The organism is Cohnella cholangitidis (assembly GCF_014107495.1).
Classification (GTDB): Bacteria; Bacillota; Bacilli; order Paenibacillales; family Paenibacillaceae; genus Cohnella; species Cohnella cholangitidis.
Map to the genome: position 1 here is coordinate 544,193 of NZ_CP041969.1, position 14,115 is coordinate 558,307.

At 51.5% G+C, this 14,115-nt stretch carries 14 protein-coding genes and 1 riboswitch; of the genes, 1 reads left to right on the forward strand and 13 read right to left on the reverse strand.

Annotation, left to right across the window (positions count from 1 at the left end; all coding sequences use genetic code 11):
• Position 1 precedes the first annotated feature (1 nt).
• From FPL14_RS02800 to FPL14_RS02835, 8 genes are all read right to left on the reverse strand, one after another.
• The gene (locus tag FPL14_RS02800) at positions 2 to 1,066 is read right to left on the reverse strand and encodes an ABC transporter substrate-binding protein (protein ID WP_182301601.1); all 1,065 of its coding nucleotides are present in this window, start codon (positions 1,064 to 1,066) and stop codon (positions 2 to 4) included.
• A 114-nt stretch (positions 1,067 to 1,180) separates the two neighbouring features.
• A riboswitch (TPP riboswitch) is annotated at positions 1,181 to 1,291 on the reverse strand.
• Between the two features lie 77 nt (positions 1,292 to 1,368).
• The gene (locus FPL14_RS02805; RefSeq protein ID WP_182301602.1) at positions 1,369 to 2,067 is read right to left on the reverse strand and encodes a class I SAM-dependent methyltransferase; all 699 of its coding nucleotides are present in this window, start codon (positions 2,065 to 2,067) and stop codon (positions 1,369 to 1,371) included.
• Between the two features lie 135 nt (positions 2,068 to 2,202).
• Entirely contained in the window at positions 2,203 to 2,496 is a 294-nt protein-coding gene (locus FPL14_RS02810) for a stage VI sporulation protein F (protein ID WP_267875398.1), read from the reverse strand.
• Positions 2,497 to 2,603: 107 nt separating this feature from the next.
• Positions 2,604 to 3,365 carry a cysteine peptidase family C39 domain-containing protein gene (locus tag FPL14_RS02815; RefSeq protein WP_182301603.1) on the reverse strand — a complete coding sequence of 254 codons (762 nt, stop codon included), beginning with the start codon at positions 3,363 to 3,365 and terminating at the stop codon, positions 2,604 to 2,606.
• 414 nt (positions 3,366 to 3,779) lie between these two features.
• The gene (gene recG / locus FPL14_RS02820; protein ID WP_182301604.1) at positions 3,780 to 5,831 is read right to left on the reverse strand and encodes an ATP-dependent DNA helicase RecG; all 2,052 of its coding nucleotides are present in this window, start codon (positions 5,829 to 5,831) and stop codon (positions 3,780 to 3,782) included.
• 29 nt (positions 5,832 to 5,860) lie between these two features.
• Positions 5,861 to 6,718, reverse strand: coding sequence for a DegV family protein (locus FPL14_RS02825; RefSeq protein ID WP_182301605.1), 858 nt, complete (start codon positions 6,716 to 6,718; stop codon positions 5,861 to 5,863).
• Between the two features lie 31 nt (positions 6,719 to 6,749).
• A complete protein-coding gene (locus FPL14_RS02830) occupies positions 6,750 to 8,585 on the reverse strand; it encodes a DAK2 domain-containing protein (RefSeq protein WP_182301606.1) in 1,836 nt (611 codons plus the stop codon).
• Between the two features lie 24 nt (positions 8,586 to 8,609).
• Positions 8,610 to 8,969 (reverse strand): Asp23/Gls24 family envelope stress response protein, encoded by a 360-nt coding sequence (locus FPL14_RS02835; RefSeq protein WP_182301607.1) that lies wholly within the window; start codon positions 8,967 to 8,969, stop codon positions 8,610 to 8,612.
• Between the two features lie 203 nt (positions 8,970 to 9,172).
• On the opposite strand from FPL14_RS02835, the gene rpmB reads away from it, so the two are divergent.
• Positions 9,173 to 9,361, forward strand: coding sequence for a 50S ribosomal protein L28 (gene rpmB, locus FPL14_RS02840; protein ID WP_120976086.1), 189 nt, complete (start codon positions 9,173 to 9,175; stop codon positions 9,359 to 9,361).
• Positions 9,362 to 9,449: 88 nt separating this feature from the next.
• Here the strand turns inward: rpmB and spoVM are convergent, their stop codons facing one another.
• The 5 genes from spoVM to FPL14_RS02865 all read right to left on the reverse strand — a co-directional run bounded on the left by spoVM (position 9,450) and on the right by FPL14_RS02865 (position 14,115).
• Positions 9,450 to 9,530, reverse strand: coding sequence for a stage V sporulation protein SpoVM (spoVM, locus tag FPL14_RS02845; protein ID WP_041064529.1), 81 nt, complete (start codon positions 9,528 to 9,530; stop codon positions 9,450 to 9,452).
• A 143-nt stretch (positions 9,531 to 9,673) separates the two neighbouring features.
• Positions 9,674 to 10,318: a ribulose-phosphate 3-epimerase gene (rpe, locus tag FPL14_RS02850; protein ID WP_182301608.1), complete on the reverse strand. Its 645-nt coding sequence runs from the start codon at positions 10,316 to 10,318 to the stop codon at positions 9,674 to 9,676.
• 4 nt (positions 10,319 to 10,322) lie between these two features.
• A complete protein-coding gene (gene rsgA, locus FPL14_RS02855; RefSeq protein WP_182301609.1) occupies positions 10,323 to 11,228 on the reverse strand; it encodes a ribosome small subunit-dependent GTPase A in 906 nt (301 codons plus the stop codon).
• Positions 11,229 to 11,275: 47 nt separating this feature from the next.
• Positions 11,276 to 13,351, reverse strand: coding sequence for a Stk1 family PASTA domain-containing Ser/Thr kinase (gene pknB, locus FPL14_RS02860; protein WP_182301610.1), 2,076 nt, complete (start codon positions 13,349 to 13,351; stop codon positions 11,276 to 11,278).
• Positions 13,348 to 14,115, reverse strand: coding sequence for a Stp1/IreP family PP2C-type Ser/Thr phosphatase (locus FPL14_RS02865; protein ID WP_182301611.1), 768 nt, complete (start codon positions 14,113 to 14,115; stop codon positions 13,348 to 13,350). Before FPL14_RS02865 ends, pknB begins: the two co-directional genes overlap by 4 nt.

Consider the following 14,115-nt stretch of genomic DNA (forward strand, 5'->3'; position numbering starts at 1 on the left):
GTTATTCAGGCAAAAATTCCGTCGTGAACATTTCGTCGTAATTCAATTGCTTTTTCATAAGCCCGTTCTGGGTCAACCAATCTCCGTAACCGGACCATACTTCCCGCTTCTGTTCTCCCCAACGCGGAGCATCGTCCTTGTATTTCGGGCTAAGCCACTTCTGGCTTGCCTTGACCAACTCCGCGTTTACCTCCGGAACCGCTTTGATCAGAATATCCGCGGCTGCGTCCGGATTGTCGATCGCATAGTTGTATCCTTCCGAGGCGCCAGCCAAGAACGCGCGAACGACTTCCGGCTTTTCCTTGATCAGCTTTTCGTTAGTCAATAACAAAGGCGTGTAATAATCCAACTGTTTGCTGTAATCGGTCAAATACACCATGTTGACGGGTTCATTGCGCAGCTCCGCTTCGATTCCCGTCCATCCGTAGAAGATCCATTCGAAATCGATCCCTTTCTTGACGGCGGTGAAGAAATCGGCTGTTCCGGCGCTTACGAAATTCACCTTGCTAACGTCCGCCTTCTGCACGTTCATGATCGATTCGATTACCGCCTGCTCCGCCGGAGATCCCCACCCGCCGTAAGATTTGCCCTCGAAATCCTTCGGCTCCTTGATGTTCTTGTCTACCGGAGAAGCGAAACCGGACGTATTATGCTGAATGATCGGGGCGATGGACACGAGCGGCAAGCCCTGCTCGCGCGCCAAGATCATGCTCTCCTGCGCTCCTACGCCGAAATCGGCCGTTCCGTTCGCTACCAAAGCGCTAGCTCCAGCTTCCGGCGGAAGAATGATTTCCACGTCCAAGCCGTGTTTTTTCCACAAACCTTGATCTCTCGCCACATATAAGCCCGTATGGTTCGTATTCGGAGTCCAGTCCAATACTAGCGTTACTTTCTGCAACGTCTCCGGCGATGCCTCCGCGCTTGCCTCCAAGGGGGAAGCAGTCGAGGGCGACGTCGGGCTGCCGGAAGCCTCCGTGTTTTCCTTGTTACCGCACCCCGCCAACAGCAGCATACCCGCCAGCATCGTTAGTCCCAAGATTTGCCAACCTTTGTTGTTTCTTTTCATCTTTCTCTCCCTTTCTATCTGTCTTGTCGAGTAGAAGGCTTCGCGAAATCAAAAAAACGCCCCCCGATTCCGGAGGGCGTCCTAAATAACAACGGACGTACGCCACGACAGCAACGTGTCGTGCTCCCGCCTTCCTACGCTGGTACTAACCAGATCAGGTATAAGGGTCTGCATCGATGGGATGCACTCTCAGCCGGCCTTGCTCCAGCTCCCCCGGGGCTTATTCAATTCATGAAACCCGCTACTTTCCTCCCCTATTATAGCAAAACACTCGAGGATGTCTATCTCATATTAGGCTCGGCTCATTGTTTCGACGATTTAATAATGTAAGGAAGTATCGAATGAAGCGGACTCTTTTCCGGCACGATAATTCCTAAGCCGTTGTTGGAGAATAGTTGATAATACTTAAGATGAAATTTCGATTCCCGCATGAAATCTTCTACCGCGGTTAATACGCCGTTCGTTTCCCCGTTTTCATAAACCGCGTTGTAGAGTTGCGGATTTTTGCCTCCGGACTTAAGCAACTTGGATCTCCCGCGCCGCATCCCTCTCTTGGCGTAAAGCTTTCGCATCTCTGCGGGAATAGATTCGGGATAATAGTACATGTCTCGCCGACCGTAAGGCCATTGCGTGTCATGAAGCATGACGATCGGGAATTGTCCCGACCGTTCGGCCATTCTCTCCGCCAGTTTCAATTCGTTATACACGGTATACCAATTATGATCGCCGTCGATCAACAGCAAATCGTACTTCTCGATTAAAGGCAACGCTTCTAGGCTGAACATCTGCAGCACGTCCGCGGCTTCTCCGTACTTCTCCTTGAGCGACTGCAAGTCGAATAACGGATTAGGATCGATAGTGATCGTCTGGGCATTGCAAGCTTTGCAATAATCGAGTAGTTTAAAGGTATTTTTTCCTGATAAAGATCCGATTTCAACAATGATATTCGGCCTCGCCGAAATAATAATCGGCTTGATGACTTGATCCCAAAATCGGTGCAAATCCATCTCTCCTTAGAAAATCAAATAGACAAGACAAACCTTGTCTATACTACGCACCTATTAGATAAGTTGTCCGGGCATGCCGAAAGAATAAACGCTCCGTTCCGGTTCGGACCGGAACGGAGCGTTCGCGTTTTACCTAAACATCGTATACAGCTTGATCAGGTGAAGCATATTGTTGGGATCGATTTTCTGGGAGATGACGAAATTGACTAATTGATCTTCCTGATGCTCGGTTAACGGTTCGTTTAATATCCTTGCGAACTGTTTAACCCAGCGGCGAACTTTGGCCCGATCCTGCAAATCGTATTTCGTTACGCCCTCAAGAATGCCTTTGATGCGCTCCTTGGTGGCCGGGTTTTTCATCTTTACCTTTACTCGTTCTACGAACTCCGCTTTGATGCCGAACTTTTGCCAGCTTGGGGTCAAAGAGGGTCACGCTCCTTCCGGCGGCTATTCGGTACATCATATGCCATCGGGATACGGGTAATGACACCGTCTCGCGCCCATCTCTTTAATCCAAAGTCTGTCCCGCGCTACTTCACGATCATTCCTCCGATTAAATCTTGAATGAATTCCGCTTCCAACTCTTTTATTTCATCCGTCTGTTGAGAAACGGTTTCTATCAAGTCCTTCTTTCCGGATAAAAAATACTTCAAAAACAGCTTCTTGACCATGAACGCCTTGTGCTCGATCAATTTAGCCGCCTCAATGAAATTCGGGTTCTCAATGAATCCGTTCTCGTACATATATTCCGTACGCAGCCTCATGCACGATTTGTGCTCCCACAAAATATGAAGATGCCGAATGTCCGTATGTATCTTGTTAGCTAGCAGGTCCTGAAAATATTTTTGCAGGCAGTCGTACGATTCCATGCCGTATGCGCGATCCCATGGCTCCGCAAGCATGCTGAATCTCTCCGAAGTGTTTCTGGAGTACAAATAATCCTCGAGCGTTTCTTTAACCAACTTCGCATTGAAGTCGTATTTTCCGTCTTGGTTGTATTGGTAAAGATAAATTTGATGGCAATGGTTTTCGATCTTGTCCAGAGAATGGTAGGACTGGCTAAACTCCTTGAATGAAACGTCCGTGCTCTCGTACGAGCCGATCTTGTTAAACCCTAATATCTTAAAAGTCCGCGACTCTAAATCGTATCCGTGCACAAGAGTGTCGTGCGAGAAATGTTGTTTATGGTAGCACCCGCGATCGGGAATAAAATATTCATCTACGTTAAGATAGACGTAATAACCTCGATCGATCGAATCCACCACAAAGTCGACTATTTCTCTATCAAACATAGAGAAAGTATCCCGGTGCAAACGATGAACGTTCAACCAAGGGTTACACGCATAATCATACATGTAGAAACATAGAGGTACCGGCGCTGAAGCATTTTTATCGAAGGCTAACTGGATGAAATTACTATAGAACCACGGGTATGATGCCTTGTGATTTAAGGTAATTGCCAAAGGATAGGAATAAAATTGATATCCGTTCGCTGGCGGTTTAGTTATCGCGAGAACTTTACTTTTCATCACGAATCCCCCTTTTAACCCTTAAGTTTCGACTTATTATATTTCTGGAAACAATAGTTGTCCATAGGGGTTTATGGAAGTTTTTGTCGAACCTCCTCTCTTTTAGAATTTTTTTGAGCTATTAACTCTCCATCACGACAAAAAAGCCGACAACGATTGTTGCCGACCTTTGTTCGTTTAATCCAACGGCTCGCCGTGCAGATTGGCATCGCGCGCTAGATTGTCCCTTAATTCCGCGTACATAGGCGACGACCAAAACTCTTCCCGCGATGTAAGAGAAGCCGCGTCGTCCCTGGCTTGCTCGAGAACCTCGAAATCGTTAAGCAGATTCGCTAGCCGGAACTCCGGCATCCCGCTTTGCTTCGTTCCGAAAAACTCCCCGGGTCCCCGAATTTCCAAGTCTCTTCGCGAAATTTCGAAGCCGTCATCCGTATCGGTCATGGCCCTCATTCTCTCCTGCCCGTTCTCCGATTTCGGATCGGCGATCAGAATGCAGTACGACTGATATTGTCCGCGGCCGACTCTTCCCCGCAGCTGATGCAGCTGCGATAAGCCGAACCGGTCCGCATCCATGACGATCATCAAAGTCGCGTTAGGAACGTCTACCCCTACTTCGATCACGGTCGTCGATACGAGCACATGGGTGTCTCCGGCAGCGAAAACCGCCATCGTCGCCTCTTTCTCGGAAGCCGACATGCGCCCGTGCAGTAAGCCGATCTTCAGGTCCGGCAAAGCTTGCGTTAACTGCATATGCAAGTCGATAGCGTTCTGCACGTCAAGCTTCTCCGATTCCTCGATCAACGGACAGATGAAGAACGTTTGTCTTCCTTGCCCGGCCTCCTTGCGTATAAACCCGAGTACGCGATCCATCATCTCGTGCTTTACCGAGTAAGTTTTGATCGGCAATCGACCTTTAGGACGCTCTCTTAACGTAGATACGTCCATATCGCCGAACACGGTGATCGCGAGCGTCCGCGGAATCGGCGTTGCCGTCATCGACAGCACGTCGGGATTCATTCCTTTGCGCCGAAGAATGCTTCGTTGGTTAACTCCGAACCGATGCTGCTCATCGGTCACGACGAGCCCAAGGCTTCTGAAGAAGACGTCCTCCTGGATTAACGCGTGGGTGCCGACCACGATATCGAGCAATCCCATTTGCAATGAAGCGATCACGTCCCGACGCTTGCGTTCCGTAAGACTTCCCGTCAACAGGCCGACCTGTATCCCATAAGGCTCAAACATTTTAGTAAGCGAGCGCGCATGTTGTTCGGCCAATATTTCCGTCGGCACCATCAAAGCCCCTTGATGGCCCGCTCTTACCGTTGCGTACAGACCGACGGCGGCGACAACGGTTTTGCCCGCGCCGACGTCCCCTTGAAGCAATCTGTTCATCGTATAGGGTTGCTTCATATCGTGAAGAATCTCGTTAATGACTTGTTTCTGGGAATCCGTCAGCGTAAACGGCAACACGCTCACGAATTGCCGAATTTCTTCGTTGTTGACGGGTTGAACGAGTCCGTCCGCTTTTTTAACATGGGTTACGCGATAAGCCTGGAGCTTAAGCTGAAATAAGAATAACTCCTCGTATACCATCCTTCTTCTTGCTTCCTGCCCTTCGCTCGTATTTTCGGGACGATGAATTCGCGTAATGGCTTCTCTACGCGGAACGAGCGAATGCTTGTCCAGAAGCTCTGCAGGCAGAATCTCCGGAATGAGCGCGCCGAATTGGGTTAAAGCCCGATCGATCAGCTTGCGTATCGCGGCTTGCGTAATGCTGCCTCCAACCGAATAGACCGGTTGCAAAGTTCCCGTCTTAACCGCGCTCCGATCGGGAAATTCCGAATCCGCCACGGTTAGATGGCGTCTGCGTTGGTCCCACTTTCCGGTCAGAGTGATCTCTCTGCCGAGCGTCAACTGATCCTTCAGAAACGCTCGGTTAAACCAAACGGCCGTAACTAAGGTGGATTCGACCGTCACGCGGCAAATCAACCTGCTTTTCCCTCCATACCTCTGCATCGAAGGCATCGAGGCGATCGTGCCTTGAATCGTAATTCTCTCTCCATCCTTCACTTCATGGAGCTCGCGTACCCGATAGTCCTCGTATCGGAACGGATAGTATTCAATCAAATCCCCGACGGTGGAAATACCCAAGGCGTGAAGCTCCTCCGCTTTCTGAGGGCCCACGCCTTGTAGTTTCGTCAGAGGAATCCGGAACAAATGAATAATCATTAGACCAACCTCTTTATATTACTGTTAACTCACTTGCGCAAGGGGAATACGAACAATCCGATCGTTCCCGGACCGGCATGGGAACCGATAACCGGACCAATCTCCGTTTCCAGGTAGGATTGCACGTTCAGACGTTGCTTAAGCAGCTCCGACATTTCGGACACTCCCGCGGTATGTCCCGGAGTCTTAGCAATCGTTAGATTCACTGGGGCGTCTTTGACATCCGCCTCCAGCACCTCCGCGATCCGGGCAAACGCCCGCTTCTGGCCCCTTACCTTATCGAAAGGAAAAATCGTTCCTTCGTTATCGATGGATAATATCGGCTTGATATTAAGCAGCGATCCTAGCAAAGCGGATGCCTTGCCGATACGACCGCCTTTCCGCAAATATTCTAACGTATCTACTAGAAAATAAAGCCGCAACTCCGAACGAAGCCGATGAATTTCCGCCACGATTTCTTCTTTGGAAGCTCCCGCCTTCGCCATCTCCGCAGCGGTAACGACGATCTGTCCATAACCGTAAGAGGCGGATTTGGAGTCGATTACGGTTACGTCCGCGTCTTCGTCCAACATCGATTTCGCGATCGTCGCGGATTGATAGGTTCCGCTAAACGCGCCTGACAGTTGAATGGAGATTACCGAATGCCCTTCGTCCGTCAATTTCTTATACACGTCGTAAAAATCGGCCGGAGATGGCTGGGACGTGGTCGCGAGACCTCCGAAAGATGTCAGCTTTTCATAAAACTGCGCCGGTTGCAGAGTAATGTTGTCTAGAAAGCTCTCGTCTCCGAAATTCACCTTAAGAGGTACCATCGAGATGCCGAGCTTCTCTCGCGTCTCGAGTGGAATATCCGCCGTACTATCCGTAACCAGAACTACAGATGCCATAGCTTGTACCTCCATCGCCTAATTTGAATAACTACGGTTCCACGGCGAACAAATACGGATACAACGGCTGTCCGCCTTCATGCACCTCGACCTCGACGTCGGGGTATTGCTGCGCAAGCCATTGCTCGAGCTCCTCCGTCTGTTCGCCTTCAGCGTTATCGCCGGTTAGGATCGTAAGAATTTCTCCGCCCGATACGAGCAGATCGGATAAGAGCGCTTTGCACGCTTCCGAAGGGGACGAAGCCGATGCGACGATCGTCTTGTCCTTGATTCCGATATAGTGGCCTTCTTTGATTTGCACGCCATCCATCTCGGTATCCCGCACCGCTTGCGTAACGGAACCCGTTACGACCCGTTCGTACGCTTTCGTCATCCGTTCGATGTTCGAAGTTTCGGAATCGTTCTCCTGAAAGGAGAGCATGGCCGCCATTCCTTGGGGCAGCGTGCGGGTCTGCAGAACGGTAACCGGACGTTCCGCCAGTTCGGCTGCTTGCTTCGCCGCCATAATGATATTCGGATTATTCGGCAACACGAATATATGATGAGCTGATAAGGACGTAATAGCGCCGAGCAAGTCTTCCGTGCTCGGATTCATGCTCTGCCCGCCTGAAAGGACGATATCCACCCCGAGGCTGCGGAATAACTCCGCGTTCCCTTCGCCAACGCTGACGGCGACCACTCCGTATGATGCCAGCTCGTATACGTCGGGATTCGGCTCGCTTTCCGGAGAAGCCGAGATCGACGGCAGATCGACGACGCCCGGCAACGCGTAATCGACGACGGGCCCGGATGTCGGTTCGTCTTGGCGAGGCGCTGCCGGAGCTTCCTGCTTAACAACGGGCTGCTGGGCCAACAATTCACGATGCTGTTCCTGCATATTCAGAATATGAATATGGGTAATTTCCCCATAGGTCAAAGCGAAATTAATAACATCGCCAGGACGCCGGGAATGGACGTGAACCTTCACGATCCCTTCGTCTTCGATCAGAATAATCGAATCTCCGTCCCGTTCCAGCGCTTTCCTGAAGGTCTGTTCAGGGAAAGGGGACGACGTCGTAACCCGTTGGATGAAAAATTCCATATCGTAAGGGAAAGCGATGCTCTCCGTCGTAATTTTGGATTGGGCCGCCGTATTCGCCCCTCCGCTAGCGCGTATAGCTGGAGCAGGAATCGTCGGCGGAACGGGTGCTTCCCGGAGAGAAACCGGAGCTTGAAACTCGCGCCCCTGCGCGGCGGAGCTCGCGAAATTCCCTTCGCTCAAATAATCCACGAACCCCTCGTACAAGTACACGAGCCCTTGTCCTCCGGAATCGACGACGCCTACCTGTTTAAGTACGGGAAGCATATCCTGCGTACGAGCGAGCGTCTCCGAAGCTTTGGCATGAACTTCGACCATCCATTCCTTCAGGTCGGACGTTCTGCGGGCAGCCGTAAGGCCATGGCGCGCGGCTTCGCGAGCAACCGTTAGGATCGTTCCTTCGACAGGTTTGACAACAGCTTTGTAAGCGGTATCAACTCCTTGTTGCAGAGCATTGGCGAATAGAGGCACCGTGAGCTCGCCCTGCCCGGAAATTGCCCGCGCGAATCCGCGGAACAATTGGGACAGGATAACCCCGGAATTGCCTCTAGCGCCCATCAGCAGCCCTTTGGAAAGCACTTCCGCCGCCCGTCCGACTTCCTCGGACGGTTTATTTTTTAATTCGGCCACTCCGGCCGTCATCGTCAAATTCATATTCGTTCCGGTATCCCCATCCGGGACCGGGAATACGTTCAGGGCATTCACCCGATCAACGTTGCGGGTTAACCGCTCCGCGCCGACCAGAATCATCGCCGCCCATTCACTTCCGTTCAAGAAGCGCTTACTCAATGATGAATTCCCCTTCCTAATAAGCTACTTCAATACTCGTACCCCTTGAACATTTACGTTCACTTGATCGACCTTCAATCCGACGACTTCTTCCAATACGTATTTAACCTTCGATTGGATGTTATGAGCTACTTCGGATATTTTGGTTCCGTAGCTTACGATGACATAAAGATCAAGATGGACTTGCTCGCCCTCATGGCGAACTTCCACACCCCGAGACAGATTCTCGCGGCCGAGCAATTCCGCGATCCCATCCTTTAATCCTTTGCGGGACGCCATGCCAACAAGTCCATAACAATCCAGGGTCGCCGAGCCGGCGATTACAGCGATGACTTGATCAGCTACATCTATCTTTCCGTTCTCCGAGACAAGCTGCAGAGGCATGGAAATTCACTCCTTTATGCCTGTATTATGGACCATATCTCATTGTACTATAAAAAATCGGGAGAATGAAGCCGTTTTCTAGCCAAATCTCACGATATTAACGACAAGGACCGCGAAAGGCCACTTTTTCCGTTGCATCAAACAACACGCTGTGCTAAGATAGTGAAGTATTTGTATGGACGTGGCAGGGAGGTGTATTTTTAGTGGCTCGTAAATGTTATATCACAGGGAAAAAGCCAGGTTCCGGTAACAACAAATCTCACGCGAATAACACTACCCGCCGTTCTTGGGGGGTTAACGTACAAAAAGTGCGCATTTTGGTGAACGGTAAACCTAAACGTGTTTATGTAAGCGCACGTGCTTTGAAATCCGGAGCAGTAACGCGCGTATAATTCACGTATCCGGCTGCATTAGCCATGAAGAAAAACCGTCAGGTGATCCTGACGGTTCTTTTTTTCGTGATGAATGCCTTCAAAGGCGTCAATTTTTGTGAAACGTGTTGAGAATCGCTTTGACGAAGCCACCCAAAAATTTCGGCAGCTTGATGGTGTAAAACTTCATCGTCCCATCCCTCCTCCGCAGGCTGAACCCTTGCCGGGCTTCTAACGTTCGAAGCGCGCTATTGATTCCAATGTATGCGGCCTTGAATTTGTCCTATACCAGACAAATCGGAGGAAGGAGCCCATTTCTCGAAGATTAACCCCTTATCGCAGGGAAGCAATTGCGGCAGCGCGATTCTCATGGCCGAAAATGTACGTTCCCGCCACTAATGAATTCGCCCCCGCTTCCCTTACAAGCGCGGCGGTTTCGGCATTAATGCCTCCATCCACTTGAACGTGGATGTCTTGACGTCCGTGACGCTCCAGCATTTCGCGGAGCTGACGAAGCTTCGGCAGCATCGACGGCAGGAAAGATTGGCCTCCGAAACCGGGATTGATCGTCATAATCAGAACGAGATCGATATCATCCAGTATATATTCCAGAACGGATAATGGCGTCTGCGGGTTTAACGCGACTCCAGCTTTCATTCCGAGTCCCTTAATTTCCGAGAGAGTCCGTTGAAGATGTACGCAGGCTTCCGCATGAACGGTGATCCGGTCCGCTCCTGCCGCTGCTAATGCCGGAAACAACGATTGAGGGTTCTCGACCATGAGGTGGGCATCGAAGAACAATTTCGTTACCGGGCGAATCATCGCCACGACAGGCGGCCCGAACGTGAGATTCGGCACGAAGTGCCCATCCATAATATCGATATGTACCCAATCCGCTCCCGCTGCTTCGATACTGCGGATTTCATCTCCGAGCGAAGCGAAATCGGAAGCAAGAATGGAGGGTGCGATTATTGTCATGTGATTAATACCTCCGCTTGGTTTCTTTCCATTCCGTCATGAAGCTGACGTAATTGTCGTACCGGCTTTCCGCGATTAGTCCCTGTTCCTTCGCCTGCAATACGGCGCAATGAGGCTCATGGGTGTGCGTGCAGCCGCGGAACTTGCACGAGGGAGACCATTCGGCGAACTCACGGAAGCAGGAACCGATTTCATCGATTCCAAGCTCCGCGAAATCAAGCTGGCTGAACCCGGGAGTATCCGCCATGTATCCGCCTCCGGCAATCGGAACGAGCTCTACGTGACGGGTAGTATGCTTCCCTCGGCCTAGCTTGTCGCTAATCTCGTTCGTCTCCAGCTTTAGGCCCGGCACGAGCGCGTTCACGAGCGAGGACTTACCGACGCCCGATTGTCCGGCAAGCATATTGATGTGCCCGGCCAGGGCGGAACGCAATTCATCCATCCCCTCGCCTTCGTGGGCGCTTGTAAGCAATACCTGATAACCGATGGAGGTATACAAGGCTCGGGCTTTATCCGCCGTCCGGCGAATGGCCTCCCCTTCTTCCCCCTTCGGAATACGATCCATCTTCGTAAGCACGATTATGGCATCCATGCGGGCATGTTCGGTGTGCACCAGGAACTTATCCAGCAAAACGAAGCTAAGCTCGGGACGCACGACGGAAAAAACGAGGATAGCCAGATCGGCGTTCGCGATCTGCGGACGGATCAACTCCGAAGCGCGCGGCAATATTTCCTCGACCGCTCCTTCCCCGTTCTCCGTCTCGCTGTACACGACGCGATCGCCGACCAACGGCGATTCCCCTCTTTTCTTGAATATTCCTCGGCCCCGGCATTGTACCGGATTCCCGCCTTCGGCGTTTTGCACGTAGTAATATCCGCTTAAAGCTTTAACGATTAAGCCCTCGGGCACTCAGAAACAACCCCTTCTCCTAGCCCGAATCGGCTCTAGTGATTATTTTATTCCGATTCCGTAATTTCTCCATCTACCGGAATCGATCCTTCATCGGTTTCCGGAACTCCTTCGGAAGCCGTCCCGTCGTCAATAGTACCGGGATCAGGTTCCTGGGTGGTATCGGCTGGGATTACGCGATAAGGAACGGGTTCCGTCTGTACGACCTGTCCGTCCCGGTAGATCGTAACAAGTCCATCTTTGGACGGTGACAAAATGAGGGTGATCGGGATCGACGTCGTCGAACTGATCTTATACGTGCCTCCCTCGATATTGTCGCCCGTCGCGTCGGAATATACGATTCTGAATTTACTCGTCTGTCCTTCGACGGTCGGGAACACCGTAACGTTTATCTTCTGCTCCCTGGAGTCTTCCGGATATCCGCTGCTTACCCAGATCATGATTTCCGTATCGGGCGTTACCATCTCGTTCTCTTCAACCGATTGCTTGAACACCTTTCCCTTAGGGGAATAGCTTGGTTCTCTAAAAATTTTGCCTTCCGACAGGTTCTTACTCAGGAGGATCGCCTTTGCTTCCGATTCCGTCTTATCGAGAAGTTTCGGCATCGGGAAAGCTTCTTCGCCCTTGCTGATCTTCAGGTTAATCACGGCAGTAGTAGGGTCGAACAATTCATCCTTCGCCGGAACTTGATCCAGAACCGTATCGGGCTCGCTTTCGTCGAATACGGGATTCGTGCCGATATTACCCGATTTAACGCCCATGTCCATTAGAATCTCTTTTGCTTCGCCTAGGGTTTTACCCGCTAAGTCCGGCATCGGAGGAAGATCCTTGGCCTTACTGACCGTAAGCTGGATAGGCGAACCTTCTTTGGCTTCCATGTTAACCTTATCCTGCTTAATAACGATGTCTGGATCCTTGTCTTCGACGACTTCGTACAAAATCGGATCCGCGATCGTAAAGCCGGCGGCGATCAATTCTTCTTTCGCTTCCTCCAGCTTCTTGCCGACCATATTCGGAACCATCACGTCATCCGGCATCTGTTGCTTCAGCGCGGATACGGCCCAGATCAACACCGCGATTAAGACGACCGCCAACACCCCTAGAACGGTCGGCAAAACCCATTTGCGCTTCGGTTCGGTTAAGCCGTCGGAATTCCAACGTTCCTCCTGATTGGAATTGGATACTTTAACCGCGGGAGCTTCGATCGTGTTGATCATATCCGGCCGGATTGCCGGCATGACTTTCGTTTTGTCCTCTTCGTTGTCCTCGTCGCTCGAATATTGCACCGCAGGCTCGGTCAACCGTTGCGGCTGCAAGCACGTTTCCAGATCGGACAGCATTTCCCGTGCGGACTGGTACCGCTCCTGGGGATTTTTGCGCATCGCCCGTAGAATGACGTTTTCCACGCTCTGCGGAATATAGGGATTCACTTTCCGCGGCTGTTCGAACGGCTCCTGCAGATGCTTAAGCGCAACGCTTATCGGACTCTCGCCGAGGAAAGGCAATCTGCCCGTCAGCATCTGGTACAGGACGATCCCCAACGAATACAAGTCCGATTTCTCGCCCGTGGCGACGCCTTTGGCATGCTCCGGGGAGAAATAATGAACGGAACCGATAACGGAACCCGTCTGGGTAATCGTCGAAGAAGTTACGGCCCGGGCGATACCGAAATCCGTCACCTTCACTCTTCCGTTGTTGCCGATCAATATATTATGAGGTTTAATGTCGCGATGAATAATTTGATTATGATGGGCGTGTTCCAACGCATCGCATATTTGAGCCGTGATTTTGACGGCTTCGTCGACTTGCAGAGGCGCCCTGTCGCGAATGATTTCATTCAAGTTAGCGCCATCGATGAATTCCATGACGATATAGTGGGTATCTTCGACTTGTCCGACATCGTAAATGCTTACGATGTTAGGATGCGACAAAGACGCGGCCGCCTGCGCTTCGCGGCGGAACCGCTTGACGAAATCGTCATCGTGCGTGAATTGCTGCCTTAACACTTTTACGGCTACGAAACGGTTCAACAATAAGTCCCGTGCTTTATATACTAGCGCCATACCGCCGCCGCCAACACGAGCCAGCAGTTCGTAACGCCCGCTAAGCGTAAGTCCGATCATGCTGTTTCCCCTCCTGTGGCATTAGCCAATCCTTCGTCAGAGACGAGTACGACGGTAATGTTGTCGTCTCCGCCTGCCGCTAACGCCAGATCTATCAACTTCTCGGCTTGCTGTTCCAAATGCGAGCCGGAATCGCCTAACGTAGCTTCGATAACGGAATCTTCGACAAGACCGCTAAGCCCGTCGCTGCATAACAAAATCCGGTCGCCGAGTTGCCAGTCGATGAACTGGACGTCCACCTCGACTTCCCGATCGGTTCCGAGAGCTCTGGTCAACACGTTGCGCCTTGGATGGTGGGCAGCCTCCTCCGGGCTTAGCTGCCCGGATTTCGTCAGCTCGTTCACGAGAGTATGATCCTCGGTCAATTGCTCCAAACGGCCGGCACGGAGCCGATAAGCCCGGCTATCTCCGATATGGCCGATCAAACCGGTGCTTCCTTCTACCAATGCCGCGACGACCGTTGTTCCCATATTGTGATATTGCTCGTTTAAGGAAGCCGTTTCGTAGACGACCTTGTTGGCTTTGCGAATCATATCCGTTAACGGAGAGGCGCCTCCTATTAGGGAAGAACCTTCTCCCCACGCTTGCAACGATTGCACCATGCTATCTACCGCAAGCGCGCTGGCTACGTCGCCGGCACGATGGCCCCCCATCCCGTCCGCAACGATCGCGACCGTAATGCCGCTAGGCAGACTCCCGCTCCAGGCTTGGTCTTCATTAATCTGCCTAACTTTGCCGACATGACTCCGCAATACCGTTTTCAC

Excerpts from the sequence above, each read along its gene's own strand:
- FPL14_RS02815 (WP_182301603.1), bottom strand. The coding sequence starts at position 3,365 with ATGTTTGATAGAGAAATAGTCGACTTTGTGGTGGATTCGATCGATCGA.
- FPL14_RS02835 (WP_182301607.1), bottom strand. The coding sequence starts at position 8,969 with ATGCCTCTGCAGCTTGTCTCGGAGAACGGAAAGATAGATGTAGCTGAT.
- spoVM (WP_041064529.1), bottom strand. The coding sequence starts at position 9,530 with ATGAAGTTTTACACCATCAAGCTGCCGAAATTTTTGGGTGGCTTCGTC.
- rpe (WP_182301608.1), bottom strand. The coding sequence starts at position 10,318 with ATGACAATAATCGCACCCTCCATTCTTGCTTCCGATTTCGCTTCGCTC.
- FPL14_RS02800 (WP_182301601.1), bottom strand. The coding sequence starts at position 1,066 with ATGAAAAGAAACAACAAAGGTTGGCAAATCTTGGGACTAACGATGCTG.
- recG (WP_182301604.1), bottom strand. The coding sequence starts at position 5,831 with ATGATTATTCATTTGTTCCGGATTCCTCTGACGAAACTACAAGGCGTG.
- pknB (WP_182301610.1), bottom strand. The coding sequence starts at position 13,351 with ATGATCGGACTTACGCTTAGCGGGCGTTACGAACTGCTGGCTCGTGTT.
- FPL14_RS02825 (WP_182301605.1), bottom strand. The coding sequence starts at position 6,718 with ATGGCATCTGTAGTTCTGGTTACGGATAGTACGGCGGATATTCCACTC.